We start from the raw sequence: 14,662 nt of genomic DNA on the forward strand, positions 1-14,662 counted from the left end.
CAACGAAGACGCTATTCACTTGAGTTTAAACAACAACTGATTCAAGAAGCCAAAGAAGCGGGAAATGCCAGTCAGGTAGCCCGTCGGCATGGGATCGATGTGAAGCTGTTGTACCGATGGATGCGGAATTCCAAACACGCCGATTGGCAAAATACTTCTCCAGAAGCAAAAGCGGTGACCAGCTACACACCGTCCCCCGGAGAATTCCGTGAGTTGGAATCCGAAAATGAAAAGCTGAAGAAACTGCCCGGAGAAAAGGACTTGGAAATTGCCATTCTCCGTGAGCTTGTAAAAAAGGTAAACCCAGCGTATCGGACAAAATGGAAATAGCCGACAAGTGGATACAGCTGGGGTATACAGCCAAAACCGTGCTACGTATTGTCGGCATGAGCGAGGCGACGTACTACTATCGAAAATACAAAGCATTCCGCAAAGCACGTGTCTACAACGGAGGGCGTCCCGTACCCGGTTATTTCTTGACAAAGGAGGGGCATCCTGTTTCTGATGAGCAGATTAAGGAATGGCTATCTGAACTGATCTCTGGCGAAGAATCTGCCTATGGCTAGCGAAAGCTCACCCTTTGCTTGCAACGAGAGCATCAATTGATCATCAACAAGAAAAAGGTCTACCGTTTGTTGAAAGAAGATGATCTGCTGCAACCGCAACGCGAAAAGAAGAGCAAGTATCCTCGCAAGCTAACCCATAACCGAGAGATTACCGCCCCGAATCAATTGTGGGAAATGGACGTAAAATATGGCTTCATTGCAGGAGAAGATCGTTTCTTTTTCCTGCTGTGTCTGATCGACGTCTACGATCGAGCTATTGTGGATTACCATATCGGACTGACATGCGAAGGAAAACATGCTGCTCAGATTCTTCAACGTGCTTTGTGGAAACGTCAGCAATTCGATCAAGAAGATCGACCGGTGATCCGAACGGATAACGGTCCACAGTTTATTAGTCAGTCTTTGAAAACGCGTGTCAGACATTCCAAGTTGAGCATGAGCGAATTCCACCGAAGACACCAAACAAGAACGCTCATATTGAAGCGTTTCACGGCATACTGGAGAAAGAGTGTCTGCAGCGGCATGAGTTTCTCACGTACCAGGAAGCGTATGAAACGGTTACGAATTATCTGCTCTTTTACAACCAACGGAGAATTCATGGCAGTCTGTATAACCTTTCACCAGCAGAATTCATGGAGGCTTTCACACTGCAACGTGTAAAACCATTTGTGGTGAAAGTGTAGATTGGCAAGGCATTTGCAATTTGAAGCTTTTCTTCGACCTAGGAGCCACCCAGGATGAGAAAAGTCTGGGGTCAAGTGGATTCCTTGACGCTAGACTTTTCTCATCCTACACTCTCCACAGGTTGAAGAAAAGTAACCGTGCGGCAAAACGAGAATAAGGGAGATTGGCTCTAATTTTAAGGGGTTAAACCGCTTTGTTATGGGCATGGAGTATATTTTTTACAAATACTTTCTGAAGAGAATTGGGATGAGATTTTCAGTTTGGCTTCAGAAATTTATGAGAAAGACAAAGAACAACTCAGTAATAATGAGGCTGCTTATAATAAGCACTTACGGTTTCAATTTTACCTTATCGAATCAGATTACAACGTCAATAAAAAAGGTCCGTATATACCGAAAATTATCTGTTTGCGTTAGCATGAAGTGAAGCCAATCTTATTAAGCATTGGCTTCAGTTTATTTTTAATAAAAACTTGCCGTTACAGACAGCACGGAGAGCGTAGAGACGTATCACAGGCAACGGCAAACCAAAGCCTTAACCCTCGCAAGCTAAGTAAAGGCTTTGGTTTTTGTGTGTTTCCAGGGCCTTGCGGACGGACTTCTCACGTTTTTACCAGATTTCCCAGCTATAAATAGATGATAAATATCAGCTAATAGTAGATATTTTATTCTATAAATCATTATAATAGACTATGATAAGGTTATAATTGAGACAGAAAAGGTGTGTTCCTAGGGGCGCCTTGCTTTTAGTAATACCTAAGCAGGAGCGCCTACTCTATTGTGCAAATATAGGGGATAAGGAAGGTTATCATGAGCAGCATACAGAAAAAAACAGACGTTATCTTAATTGGTGCCGGAGTCATGAGCGCGACTTTGGGGTCATTATTGAAAGAGTTAGCACCGGAATGGGAAATCAAAGTGTTTGAGAAACTTGCAAACGCAGGAGAAGAAAGTTCTAACGAATGGAATAATGCGGGTACGGGCCATTCTGCACTGTGCGAGCTTAACTATACGTCCGAGAAACCTGACGGATCGATAGATATCAGCAAAGCGATTAAAATTAATGAACAGTTTCAGCTTTCAAGACAGTTTTGGTCTTATCTTGTAAACAGCAATCTGATTCGCAACCCGCAGGACTTTATCATGCCATTGCCTCATATGAGTTTCGTACAAGGGGAAAAAAATGTAGCGTTCTTGAAAAAGCGTTTTGAAGCGCTGTCAAACAATCCTCTGTTCCAAGGCATGGAATTTTCCGATGACCCTGAAAAACTGAATGAATGGATTCCGCTTATCATGGAAGGCCGTACATCGAATGAACCGATAGCGGCGACAAAAATCGACTCTGGAACGGATGTCAACTTTGGTGCTTTAACACGCATGTTGTTTGACCACTTAAAAAGTAAGAACGTCGAGATAAACTACAAGCATAGCGTTAAGGATATAAAACGTACGAGCGACGGCTTGTGGGAAGTGAAAGTGCATGGTATCGATAGCGGTAAAATCGAATACCATACTGCAAAATTCGTCTTTATCGGCGCCGGGGGCGGAAGCCTGCCTTTACTGCAAAAAACAGGTATTCCTGAGTCAAAACATATTGGGGGTTTCCCGGTAAGCGGTCTATTTATGGTATGCAATAATCCGAAAGTTGCAGCGCAGCATCATGCAAAAGTATACGGTAAAGCTAAGGTTGGCGCTCCTCCAATGTCTGTTCCGCATCTTGATACAAGATATATCAACAACAATAAAACATTGCTGTTTGGACCGTTTGCCGGCTTCTCACCAAAGTTCTTAAAAACGGGTTCAAATTTTGATTTGATAGGTTCCGTAAAACCGCATAATGTCCTCACTATGTTGGCGGCAGGCGTAAAAGAGATGGCATTGACAAAATACCTGATCCAGCAAGTACTGTTATCGAATGAACAGCGCATGGAAGAATTACGCGAGTTTATTCCGAACGCCAAAAGCGAGGATTGGGACATAGTGGTAGCGGGCCAACGTGTACAAGTTATCAAAGATACTGAGACCGGCGGCAGGGGAACACTACAATTTGGTACGGAAGTTGTTAGTGCCGCTGATGGCTCGATCGCTGCGTTGCTTGGCGCTTCTCCGGGTGCTTCTACTGCCGTTCACGTTATGCTTGAGGTATTAGAAAAATGCTTCCCGCAACATATGAAAAAGTGGGAGCCGAAAATAAAAGAAATGATTCCTTCCTATGGAGTGTCACTCGTGGAAAACCCAGAGCTTTTCCAAGAAATTCATACTTCAACAGCACAGACGCTTGGTCTAAGCGAAAAAGAACCGGTCTATAGTTAATACTTTGGATGTAGAAACAATTGTCCATTGATGGAAAAGTGTGAGCAACATTTTTCATCAATGGACAATTGTTTCTATGATGAAGAAATTGAAAAGCCAATGATTGAAAAAAATAGAGATAAAATAAAAAATTACATAAAGAATTGAGTAAATAATAGAATATCATTGAAAATAAAACATAGAACCTTTGATCTATCTTTGGTCAAGAACCCATTTTGTAGACAGTAAGAAACTAAACTGGACATCTAATCCGATCGTTCAAAACGGATCCAACATAAAAGTAACCTTCACTGAAAACATTGACGCCAACATTCAAGGTCTCTACAAAGACTATGATCTCGCTGCAAAAACCGTTTTCGACTCGCTGCAAAACTATCCATTGTTTTTCGTTTCCTAGGTTATCATTGTTTTCAAAAGAGTAACGCAACTAAGGTTTAGGGAAAATGCTAAATTCTATAAAAACTGTAGCAGGTCCCCCAAAATATAAAGACCGCTTAATGCCCAGCGGCGCTTTCCCGCTGAAACGGCATTGAAAGAGGCGTTTGATTTCGATGGCGCAGACGAGGAGTTCACCTTGGCTCTCTGTGGTTACATGGCGGTATATGAGAAAGGCCAGGAATTCATGTTAATTGTGTGGCAGTTTCTTCCTTGAGGAAATCAATAAATGCTTTAACCAATGTCAATTCCATGGAGCTTTCCCGATAAATGATCCATGTCTGCCGTACCAACGGTTGCTGGTCTTTCGAAATCAGCGGTATGGTATAGAGCGGTTCATCATCCGATAAGCAGATGTTGGGGAAAAACGCATAACCCAGATCGTGCATCACCAATTGCTTGCAAGTATCGAGGCGGTCCACCTCCATGGCGATGGTAGGGGGCGTCCGAAATCTCTCTTTCCACCAATTGTCAATGAGCGTGCGTAAAGACGGGTCCGTTTGATAATTGATCTGGGGGAGCGACGGCAATTCCTCCAGTTCTATTTTTTTATGGGAGGCAACGCTGATCATCTCTTCCCGAAATAAATAGGCCTCCCCGTGCCAATTGTAGTTGCCGCGCACGATGCCAAGATGGACTTCCTCTTTCTGCAATAATTGGTTAACCTCCGAACTCCACCCGGTTTTCAAATTGATTTCGACATCAGGGTATTTGGCGAGGAAATTTTTTAACAGCCTGGGGAGCTCGTAACGGGCAAACATGCCGGAGACCCCTAAGCGCAAGGTGCCTTTCACGCTTTGATCCATATTGACGATATATTCCTTCGCCTTGCGTAGTTGGAGCAGCATCTCTTTCGCATAGTTCACTAGATAGGTGCCCTGGACGGTAAATTCCACCCCTTTTTTCCCACGCGTGACAATACCGGTTCCAAATTCCTTCTCCAGCTGATGCAGCCGGTAGGTCAAGGCCGGCTGTGAAATGTAGAGACGTTCTGCCGCCTTGGTGATATTTCGCTCCTCATAAAGGGTGATCAGCATATTCCAATCCTTTTCATCCATAACCTTCACCTGTCTTCCATCAATAAAAATTATTTATCCAAAATCATAAAATATTAATATTATTTTTATGCATTCAATTATACTACAATCAAATTCAAGAGAAAAACGATTTTTCGGCCTTTCGATGATCGTTTCAAGACGTGTGTTAACAGGAGGTGTGACATGAAATCGGAATTTCCTTGTACCATTATGAGGGGCGGGACAAGCAAAGGCCTCTTTTTCCTGGAACAGGATCTGCCCGAAGAATGGGATGAGCGAAAAGAAGTGATCCTGCGCGCCTTTGGAAGTCCGGATCCAACAGGGCGGCAACTTGACGGGTTAGGGGGAAGCACATCCACCACGAGCAAGCTGGCCGTCATCTCGAAGATACCCGGGGAACCGAATGCCGTAAATTATACTTTTGGACAAGTGGATATCCTCACGTCCCTGATCGATATGAAAGGCAATTGCGGTAACATCTCTTCGGCTGTAGGCCCCTTTTCAATCGATACGGGGTTAATCGAGAACATCGAAGAGCCATACACAACCGTAAAGATCTTCAATACGAATACGCAAAAGTACATTTATGCCCATGTCCCGGTCAAAGAGGGAAAAACCGAGTATCAGGGGAATTACGCCATTCCAGGCGTTCCGACCACGGGAAGCAAGATTCAACTTGATTTTATGGAGCCTGGCGGATCGGTGACCGGACACTTGCTGCCGACCCATCAGGTGAGGGAATGGCTGGAGACGGATTCCTATGGCCGTTATGAGGTATCGATCGTGGATGCGGCCAATCCATGTGTATTCGTCAACGCGTCTGATATCGGGATATCCGGAACCGAATTGCCGAAAGATTTGGATAACCATCCGGATTTTCTGGGCCGCATCCTTGAGATCCGAGGTGCGGCAGCCGTCAGACTCGGCCTGGCTGAGACGATTCAGGATGCCATTCAACATTGCCCGGCTGTCCCCAAAGCTTGTATCCTGGCGCCATCAACCGATTATTTTTCCACGTCCGGTAGCGTCATTCGCAAAAATGACATTGATATTGTCGCCCGGATGATGTCGATGGGAAAATTGCATCCCTCTTATGCCATCACCGGAGGGATCTGTTTGGCGATTGCCTCCCAAATTGAAGGAACGCTCGTCCATCAACTCGTCTCGCAGAATCCGCATGATCCCCGCGTAATTCGCATCGGGCACTGCGGCGGTGTGATGGATGTAGGAGCTCATGTCTCCTGTACGGATGGAAAATGGCATTGCCCATTACGGCCGGGTTTATCGTACCGCTCGACGATTGATGACGGGCACTGTATACGTATGATTACGGGAAAGGGAGTCTGCATAATGGAAACGGATGTTTTGGTCATCGGTGGCGGGAATGCCGCTCTAAGCGCCGCATTGTCGGCTCACGAACATGGAGCGAGAAAAGTGCTGATCGTCGAGAGGGCCCCTGAATTTTATCGCGGGGGGAACAGTCGGCATACCCGAGATTTTCGGGTCATGAATACGCGTAAGGACAACAAGTACATGATGGGCACGTATACGGAAGAAGAATTCATGGAGGATTTGAACCGTGTCGCCGGGGGAGAAATCAATCAAACGCTTGCCCGCATCATCGTACGCGGGTCGGAAGAACTTCCGGAATGGCTGAGCAAGCAGGGAATCCTCTGGCAGCCAGCGTTGACTGGAACCCTTCATTTAGGGAGAACCAACATTTTTCAACTCGGTGGCGGAAAAGCCATGATGAATTCCTACTATCAGACTGCCCAAGCCAGAGGGATCGACATCTGGTACGAAGCCATGGTGGTGGATTTGTTCATCGAGGATGGGGAATGCAAGGCGGTACACGTACAACGCAACGGCTCGATCATAACCGTGCAGGCGAAAGCTGTTATCGTTGCATCGGGCGGTTTTGAGGCGAATATCGAATGGCACAGGCGCTACTGGGGGGCGGCGGCTGACAATTTCGTGATTCGGGGCACGCCATACAACCAAGGCAACGTTCTGGAGATTCTTCTCAACAAGGGGGCCGCCCAGATCGGAGAACCAAATGCGTTTCATGCCGTTGCAGTAGATGGCAGGGCGCCCAAGTTTGACGGGGGGATCGTGACACGCCTTGATAGTGTGCCATTTGGGATTGTGGTGAATAAGCATGGACAGCGTTTCTACGATGAAGGCGAAGATTTCTGGCCCAAACGCTACGCGATTTGGGGCGGGCTGATCGCAAAGCAGTCGGATCAGGTCGCATACTCCATTCTGGATAGCAAAGCGCTTGGAAACTTTTTGCCTTCCGTGTGGGAGCCGATCTCTGCTGGCTCCATTGGCGAACTTGCAGAGAAGTTGGGCCTCGATCCGGACGTGTTGAATGAAACGGTTGCGGCCTATAACCGGTCTGTTCGTCCGGGAATCTTTAATCCACGTGAATTGGACGACTGCCATACGGAAGGCTTGACGCCTCCCAAGAGTCACTGGGCAGTAAAAATTGAAACCCCCCCATTCTATGCGTATCCATTGAAGGCAGGCATTACATTCACGTATCTGGGTGTCGAAATCAACGAGCAGGCAAGGATCAAGATGAATGACGGTAGCCTCTCCAAGAACATATTTGCCACCGGAGAAATCGTTGCCGGCAATGTGCTGCGCCGCGGGTATTTGGCTGGTTTTGGTCTGACGATGGGTGCCGTACTCGGAAGAATCGCAGGGAGGGAAGCAGCAAATGAAGTTACAAGAGCTTATCGATGATGGAAAGCGACAAATGCGGCTGTGCAATGCATGCCGCTACTGTGAAGGATACTGTGCCGTATGGCGGGCGATCGAGTGGCGCCGGGATTTTACCCCGAATGATATGGCCTATTTGGCCAACCTTTGCCACGATTGTCGGGAATGTTATTTTGCGTGTCCCTTTACACCTCCCCACGAGTTTGGCATCAATCCGCCGAAGCTCTTTAGCGGGTTGCGTGATGAGTTGTATCATAAATACGCCTGGCCAGGTCCGTTGGCGAAGGCCCTTGGCGGGAAGCAGAGCAGCTTATGGACGGCTGTTGTCCTAACCATCGTGTTTACGGTGGTCCTGGCGTTGTCAAGCAATACGGAGGCCCTGTGGCAAAAGCATGTAGGGCAAGGGGCATTCTATAATGTCATGTCTGAGTTTGCCATGATCGGATTGTTCGGCTTCCTGGGATTATGGATGCTGTTTGGCTGGGTCATTGGCGCCGTGAGATTTTGGCGTGATATCAAGTCGCCCAACTCGGAACGAGTCACGTTCCAAGACGTGAAGACTGCGATCTCCTATTCGATGAGCCTGCGGTATCTGGGGGGAGAAGGGGCAGGATGCAAGGAGCCCAGCTACGAAATGTCCAGAAGCCGGCGGATGTTTCACCATTTGATTTTCTATGGGTTCTTGCTTGATTTTGCTTCGACAACGCTTGCGGCCTTTTACGCCCACGTGTTAAAAGTCCCGGCACCTTATCCGTTGTATCATCCGGTTGTGATCCTTGGCGCGTTGGGCGGGATCGGGCTCATTATTGGGATCACAGGATTCCTCTACGTGAAAAACAAGAGTGACCAATCCCTCTCCGATCGGAGTGCCACCAAGTCAGGCAATGCCTTTTCAGTATCCTTGCTTGTGATTGCGGTGACTGGCATGCTTCTGTTGGCGGTGCGCGAAACGGCTGCCATGGGGATCATACTCATGATCCATCTGGGCAGCGTTGCCACCTTGTTCTTCGTTGCACCCTATTCGAAGTTTGCGCATTTCGTCTATCGCTTTATTGCATTGGTGCGTTATGCCCAAGAGGAACGGGTACATGCAGAGCCAGTTCATAAAGACAAATCCCCAAAACAACCGGCACTTTCACACGGTGTGCCTGTAAGCAAATGATGTAATATCATACCCCGGATATGCGATTCTGGGGTTTTTTCAGGCATATCTGGGGTATGATATTTATTCCAGTGAGCTGGGTTCCAAGCAAAGAAGAGTATCAGCTTAGGATTCTCCTCAACCATCGCATTCGACTGGCAAAAATTCGGACAATGCTTAAAAACAAGATTGATGCCGCATTAATCAGAAATGGTATCCAATCCCCGTTGAGCGATCTTTTTGGAGTAAATGAGCGGAAATATCTTGAAAAGGTCCCACTGTCGGAAACGGAACAGGTCGTTGTATGTTCATCACCAAAGTTGCTTGATTTTGTTCAACAGGAAATGAACGCTTTAGAAGGCGATTTATTTGCTCGAGCCAAGACCAATCCCAATGTTCCCTTGCTTATGGGAATACCGGGCATATCGGTATTAAGTGCGTTGACCATTCTTGCTGAGATTGGGGGTATAAACCGTGCTTTGGCTATGAATGGTTCTTAAGTAAACCAGGAAATAAACTGGGTCAAAGAATGAATACGGCTCGTCTTAGTTTCGTGTTGCCTTTTTAATACGGGCAAAAATGATTTTGAGAAAGTACTTACGTGTTTTCATAGGTGAGAGGACGGGGGTTAGCGGACTCGATTATGGTGTATGGTCTGTTAAGATAAAAAACTTTTATTATTGACTATAAAATATGAATATTTTTAGTTATAGTAGGCAGATGGTAATATCTGAAGTAACAGCAATTCCGAATTATTGAACATGAAACAGGGACTAAGGGGGGAGAGGCATCCTCAGTTGTGTTCAGGCTTTTGTTTCGGAAAATGGGTTCCAATTAAAAGTGATGAAATGTAAGGGCTTTCTTTCGAAAAGGGGGTACAAATTTATGAAAAAACGATCCGGATTGACCTGTTTGGTTATTCTCACATTCGCTTCCATGATGGCGTTGGCAGGTTGCGGAAACAGTGCCTCGAATGCTCCGGCCGATGGCAAGAGCAGCCAGGGAGCATCGCCGGCTGAAGCGGAATACCCGAAGATCGAGATCAAGCTGTCGCACGTGGCAGCGGACAATACGCCGAAAGGCCAGGCTGCCTTGAGGTTTAAGGAGTTGGTGGAGTCCAAAAGCGGCGGCAATATCAAGGTCAAGGTATTCCCGTCCGGTCAGCTCTATGGGGATAACGACGAAATTGAAGCGCTGCAGGCGAATAATGTGCAAATCATCGCGCCATCAGCCGCCAAATTGAGCGGCTTTGACAAATCATTTGAAATCTTCGACTTGCCGTTCATGTTTAAAGATGAAGAGAGTCTGCGCAGGTTTGAGGACGGGGAGGGCGGCAAAAAATTGCTGTCCAAACTGGAGGCAAAAGGCATCGAAGGGCTCTCATTCTGGCCGAACGGATTTAAGCACATAACCAACAAGAAAGTGGCCATCAAACGTCCGGATGACCTGAAGGGGTTAAAGATTCGCACACATGGCGGGCAGATTATCAATGAAGTGTATGAGAAGCTGGGGGCTGCCTCTACCAAAATTGCCTTCAACGAAGTATACCAAGCGCTCCAGTTGGGGACGATAGACGGCCAGGAAAACAGTCTGGTCAATATTGAAACGCAAAAATATGAAGAGGTTCAAAATCACCTCACGCTGACCAACCATGCGCGTTCCGAATATGTCGTGGTAGCGAACAAGAAATGGTGGGACAGCCTGGACGCCAAGACGCAAAGCCTTTTGGACGAAGCGATGAAAGAGGCGACAGCGGTCGGGCGCGATTTGGTGGAAAAGCTGGAGCGTGAATCGTTGGAAAAAATCAAGAAGAGCGGCAAAATGAAGGTCAATGAGTTGACTGATCAGGAAAAAGAAGCATTTAAGCAAGCGGTACTGCCCGTTTTCGATAAATGGGCAGCCGAGATGGATCCAGACGTCATTACGTTGGCTGAAGAAGCATCGAAGTAGGAAGGGAACGAATAGCGGAAAAAGAGGGGAATGCACCTCTCTTTTTTCTATCCCGGAAAGGTGGAGGAGAACCGCATGAGCAAAACCAACAAACTGTATTCATTGATCGAAGACGTGTCTTCGACGTTGTTTCTTGTTGTCGGTTTAGGATTAATGTTTTACGAAGTCGTGATGAGGTATGTCTTTGATTCTCCTACGACGTGGATCAATGAAACGGCAAGCATTCTGGTCGTTTGGGCCATCCTGCTGGGCTTGTCTGTCGGTCTTCGCGACAATCACCATATTAGTGTTGACATTTTCTACGTGCTGTTTCCGCCGCAGATCCGCAAGGCCATAGACCTGTTCGCCAATGTGGCATGCATCCTGTTTTGTATCTTTTTCGTGTATAACGGCTGTGTGTTGGTGCTTCACACGCTGGAAAGCGGCCAAGTGACCATGGATACGAGAATTCCCATGTGGTTGTATTATATCGTTGTGCCGATTTCCGGATTGATGTTTATGGTTCGGTTTATCGAGCGGCTCATCCGCGTATGGAAAACGGACTGCCATCAAACGACAGGGGGGGATATGAATGAACACCATTCTGCTTTTTAGCGCCTTTTCATTGCTCCTTCTTCTGCGGATCCCGATTGCGATCGCGTTGGTTGCTTCCACGACGCTGATGTTTTGGCTGTCCGATTCGTTCAGCATGTGGACCATCCCGCAAAAGATGTTTACCAGCTTGAATCAAACGACGTTGATTGCGATCCCGGGGTTTGTGTTGGCCGGCACGATTATCGCGAAGGGCGGCATCGCCAAATATCTGATCGAGGCGCTGCGGGCCTGGATAGGGCATGTGCCCGGTGGGCTGTCGGTCGTTACGATCCTGGCCTGTTCCTTTTTCGCTGCCATTAGCGGATCCAGTCCGGCTACAGCTGCTGCCATCGGTTCGATCATGGTTCCAGCCATGGTGGAAGCGGGATACAGCAAACGATATGCCATGGGATTGGTAGCCGCATCCGGAACGCTGGGCATCTTGATTCCTCCAAGCATTCCCTTGATTGTATACGGTGTGGTGACGGAGCAATCGATTGGACAGCTGTTTATGGCCGGCGTCATCCCGGGCATTGGCCTCACCTTGCTCCTAGTCGTTTACTCCATCATCTATGCGCGCATGAAAGGATACGGAAACCTGGAGAAAGCAGGGTGGAAGGAACGGTGGCTTTCTCTGAAGATGGCTGTCTGGGGAGGATTGCTGCCGATCCTCGTCCTGGGCTGCATCTACAGCGGAGCCACAACACCTACGGAAGCCTCCATTGTCTCGGCAGTTTATGGGGTCATTGTTTCTCTCGTTGTGTATAGGGAACGATCCATCCAGAAATGGGTAGAGATTCTCAAGGAAAGCATCGGCATCACTGCGATGATCATGCTGATTATCGCGTCGGCGATGGTATTTTCGCTGTACATGACGCAGGAGCAGATACCGCAGGCGTTGGCCGAAGCCATGCTGTCGATGGATGCGCTTAATAAAGTCATGTTTTTTGCATTGACGGCGATCCTCTTCTTTCTATTGGGGATGTTTTTGGAATCTTCCTCCATCATGCTGATCACGCTTCCCTTGCTGCTGCCGATCATGCTGTCCGTGGACATTAACCCGATTCATTTTGCGATCGTCATGATTATCAATATGGAAATTGCCCAGATTACGCCGCCGGTTGGATTGAATTTGTTTGTCATCAGCGGGATTGCCAAATCGAGCCTGAGCGAAGTGTTCAAAGGCAGTATCCCCTTTATTGTCGTGATGATCGCGTATATGGTTTTCGTGATGGCTTGGCCAGCGTTTACCTTATGGCTGCCGAACCAGGTCATGCGGTAATCCGGAAAGGGGGCGAACGGCGTGTATCAGATAACAGTAATGGAAGGGGACGGCATTGGTCCGGAAATTGTCCGCTCAACCGTCAAGGTCCTGAGAGCTGTGGAGACGAAGATGGATCTGCGTTTGTTCGATTTGATCCCCCTGCCAATAGGCTTGCAGTCTTACGAGGAATCAGGGACTACCTATCCGGCAGAAACCGAACGGCGGGTGCGCGAATGCGATGGGGCTATCTTGGGGCCGGTTTCAACTCATCTCTATCATTCCGCGCACATGCCCAATCCAAGCGCGCGGATTCGGAAAGATTTTGATCTGTACGCAAACCTGCGGCCTGTGCGCTCGGTTCCCGGCGTGTCCACCAAATTTCCGAACGTCGATCTGCTGATCGTACGAGAAAATACGGAGGGCATGTACGCGGACCGCAACATGTACAACAGCTCCGGAGAGTTTATGACAGACCCGGATACGGTCTTGTCGTTCCGGCTGGTCACGCGGAAAAATTGTGAACGCATCGCAAAGATGGCATTTGACATGGCGCGCGTCCGCAATGTGAAGAAAAACGTGTCGGCCGTTCATAAAGCCAATGTATTAAAAAAGGGCTGCGGCCTGTTTCTGGACATGTGCCGGACAGTCAGCAAGGAATATCCTGATATCGCATGGGAGGATTTTCACATCGATGCTTTTGCGATGTATCTGATTTTGCATCCGGAGAACTATGATGTCATCGTGACCACCAATATGTTCGGAGACATCCTGTCGGATCAAGCAGCCGGCCTCGTCGGTACATTGGGATTGGCTCCGGGGCTGAACGTGGGGGACCAATTTGCCGTCGCGCAAGCATCACACGGCTCTTCGCCGGCCATTGCGGGAAAGAACATCGCGAACCCTATCGCCGAGATCTTGTCTGCCCATATGCTGATCGATTGGTTGGGAAGAAAAAAGGGAGATGATCGCGTGCTTGCAGCTTCCGCCCTGTTGCATGAGGCGGTTTGGGCGGTGCTGGAAGCAGGGGAGGTTAGAACCGCCGATATGGGAGGACGCTCGACAACGGAAGAGATGTGCCAGGCCATCATGGCGGAAATCTACAAACGGTAATGGAGCCGCATGGTCAACGAAAAATCCCCTTGCGGCAGTCACTGTGATTGCCGAAGGGGATTTCGGGAATGTTCCGTTTTTAGCGATTTCACGAATACTCTGCCTTCTGCTCTCATGGTATGTAACGATATCACTATCCCACTCCTTAGCATAATCTCCCTCCGAAGTTAACTTGGTGTTAATCCGAAGGGGGATATATTCAGAAGGGGTGGGTCTATTCTTTTTCGGCGGGTCAATTATTTCCCGGCGGTGACATGAACAAGATAGTTCAATAGTAGATTTAACAGAATATCCTGAGGTAAGCGGAAGTATAAATAATATTAAAGAAAGCAGGTTGAGAGTACTATTAGATTCAAAACCGATCTCCGAAAAATACTTTTATTATAATTCCGAGACTAAAAACTTTGCTATTGAAGACTCAGCATTATTCTATTACATAAAGCATTTAAATTGGAATCACCTTAGAAAAGTCTGTGGTTTTAGAGAGACAGAAGCGAACTTTGAATTTGATTTCGAAATTTCATTTGCTGGTGAAAATCGAAAATTAGCGAAAAACCTTAGCTGCTCAATTAGAGATACTTGATTGTTCTGTTTTCTTCGATGAATTTTTTGAAGCAAATTACTTAGGGAAAGCGTGGCATAAAGAGTTCCAGGCCATTTTTAAGGAAAAGAGTAGATACGTTGTATGCTTTTTGGATAGCCAACATTCGAACGAGAGTGTTTTGCTCCACGAATAGCAGATGAGGCTGTTATTCCAATATATCTTGATGACACATTATTTCCAGGTATACCTCAAGATATTATAGGAATCATGTTTGCATGCAGTGAATCAGAAAATATCGAGAATCAAGTAACTAAACAGATAG

12 protein-coding genes and 1 pseudogene are annotated in these 14,662 nt (G+C 47.3%); 12 read left to right on the forward strand and 1 reads right to left on the reverse strand.

All coding sequences use genetic code 11. From position 1 onward, the window contains the following. The 5 genes and pseudogenes from HGBM_RS09595 to HGBM_RS09610 all read left to right on the forward strand — a co-directional run. A partial coding sequence (locus tag HGBM_RS09595; RefSeq protein ID WP_019120886.1) for a transposase occupies positions 1–330 on the forward strand: 330 nt, incomplete at its 5' end. Next, positions 321–566 (forward strand): hypothetical protein, encoded by a 246-nt coding sequence (locus tag HGBM_RS29475; protein WP_081590142.1) that lies wholly within the window; start codon positions 321–323, stop codon positions 564–566. The genes HGBM_RS09595 and HGBM_RS29475, both read left to right, overlap by 10 nt. Before the next feature lie 174 nt (positions 567–740). Next, positions 741–938, forward strand: a pseudogene (locus HGBM_RS32460) (IS3-like element ISHahy4 family transposase); the annotation flags it as partial. Between the two features lie 104 nt (positions 939–1,042). Then, positions 1,043–1,249: an IS3 family transposase gene (locus tag HGBM_RS32465; protein WP_390620967.1), complete on the forward strand. Its 207-nt coding sequence runs from the start codon at positions 1,043–1,045 to the stop codon at positions 1,247–1,249. An 810-nt stretch (positions 1,250–2,059) separates the two neighbouring features. Next, positions 2,060–3,562, forward strand: coding sequence for a malate:quinone oxidoreductase (locus HGBM_RS09610; protein WP_019120888.1), 1,503 nt, complete (start codon positions 2,060–2,062; stop codon positions 3,560–3,562). A gap of 620 nt (positions 3,563–4,182) precedes the next feature. On the opposite strand, the gene HGBM_RS09615 is transcribed toward HGBM_RS09610, so the two are convergent. Further along, positions 4,183–5,055, reverse strand: coding sequence for a LysR family transcriptional regulator (locus HGBM_RS09615; protein WP_019120889.1), 873 nt, complete (start codon positions 5,053–5,055; stop codon positions 4,183–4,185). 162 nt (positions 5,056–5,217) lie between these two features. Between HGBM_RS09615 and tcuA the strand changes: the two genes are divergently transcribed. From tcuA to HGBM_RS09650, 7 genes are all read left to right on the forward strand, one after another. Beyond that, positions 5,218–7,782 (forward strand): FAD-dependent tricarballylate dehydrogenase TcuA, encoded by a 2,565-nt coding sequence (gene tcuA / locus HGBM_RS29480; RefSeq protein ID WP_019120890.1) that lies wholly within the window; start codon positions 5,218–5,220, stop codon positions 7,780–7,782. Next, complete coding sequence (gene tcuB / locus HGBM_RS09625) at positions 7,757–8,920, forward strand: tricarballylate utilization 4Fe-4S protein TcuB (RefSeq protein ID WP_019120891.1); 1,164 nt, start codon at positions 7,757–7,759, stop codon at positions 8,918–8,920. The genes tcuA and tcuB overlap by 26 nt, the downstream gene beginning before the upstream one ends. 71 nt (positions 8,921–8,991) lie before the next feature. Then, positions 8,992–9,399 (forward strand): IS110 family transposase, encoded by a 408-nt coding sequence (locus tag HGBM_RS09630; protein WP_147512845.1) that lies wholly within the window; start codon positions 8,992–8,994, stop codon positions 9,397–9,399. Between the two features lie 385 nt (positions 9,400–9,784). Next, positions 9,785–10,849: a DctP family TRAP transporter solute-binding subunit gene (locus HGBM_RS09635; protein WP_019120893.1), complete on the forward strand. Its 1,065-nt coding sequence runs from the start codon at positions 9,785–9,787 to the stop codon at positions 10,847–10,849. Positions 10,850–10,924: 75 nt separating this feature from the next. After that, entirely contained in the window at positions 10,925–11,443 is a 519-nt protein-coding gene (locus HGBM_RS09640) for a TRAP transporter small permease (RefSeq protein ID WP_035286818.1), read from the forward strand. After that, entirely contained in the window at positions 11,421–12,704 is a 1,284-nt protein-coding gene (locus HGBM_RS09645) for a TRAP transporter large permease (RefSeq protein ID WP_019120895.1), read from the forward strand. The genes HGBM_RS09640 and HGBM_RS09645 overlap by 23 nt, the downstream gene beginning before the upstream one ends. 21 nt (positions 12,705–12,725) lie before the next feature. Next, positions 12,726–13,796: an isocitrate/isopropylmalate dehydrogenase family protein gene (locus HGBM_RS09650; RefSeq protein ID WP_019120896.1), complete on the forward strand. Its 1,071-nt coding sequence runs from the start codon at positions 12,726–12,728 to the stop codon at positions 13,794–13,796. The last annotated feature ends 866 nt before the right edge of the window (positions 13,797–14,662 follow it).

Source organism: Brevibacillus massiliensis (assembly GCF_000311785.1).
GTDB classification, from domain to species: domain Bacteria; phylum Bacillota; class Bacilli; order Brevibacillales; family Brevibacillaceae; genus Brevibacillus_C; species Brevibacillus_C massiliensis.

What these genes read in the sequence shown, in the direction of transcription:
- HGBM_RS09645 (WP_019120895.1), top strand. Translation starts at nt 11,421, where the DNA reads ATGAACACCATTCTGCTTTTTAGCGCCTTTTCATTGCTCCTTCTTCTG.
- HGBM_RS09610 (WP_019120888.1), top strand. Translation starts at nt 2,060, where the DNA reads ATGAGCAGCATACAGAAAAAAACAGACGTTATCTTAATTGGTGCCGGA.
- tcuB (WP_019120891.1), top strand. Translation starts at nt 7,757, where the DNA reads ATGAAGTTACAAGAGCTTATCGATGATGGAAAGCGACAAATGCGGCTG.
- tcuA (WP_019120890.1), top strand. Translation starts at nt 5,218, where the DNA reads ATGAAATCGGAATTTCCTTGTACCATTATGAGGGGCGGGACAAGCAAA.
- HGBM_RS29475 (WP_081590142.1), top strand. Translation starts at nt 321, where the DNA reads ATGGAAATAGCCGACAAGTGGATACAGCTGGGGTATACAGCCAAAACC.
- HGBM_RS09615 (WP_019120889.1), bottom strand. Translation starts at nt 5,055, where the DNA reads ATGGATGAAAAGGATTGGAATATGCTGATCACCCTTTATGAGGAGCGA.
- HGBM_RS09640 (WP_035286818.1), top strand. Translation starts at nt 10,925, where the DNA reads ATGAGCAAAACCAACAAACTGTATTCATTGATCGAAGACGTGTCTTCG.
- HGBM_RS09635 (WP_019120893.1), top strand. Translation starts at nt 9,785, where the DNA reads ATGAAAAAACGATCCGGATTGACCTGTTTGGTTATTCTCACATTCGCT.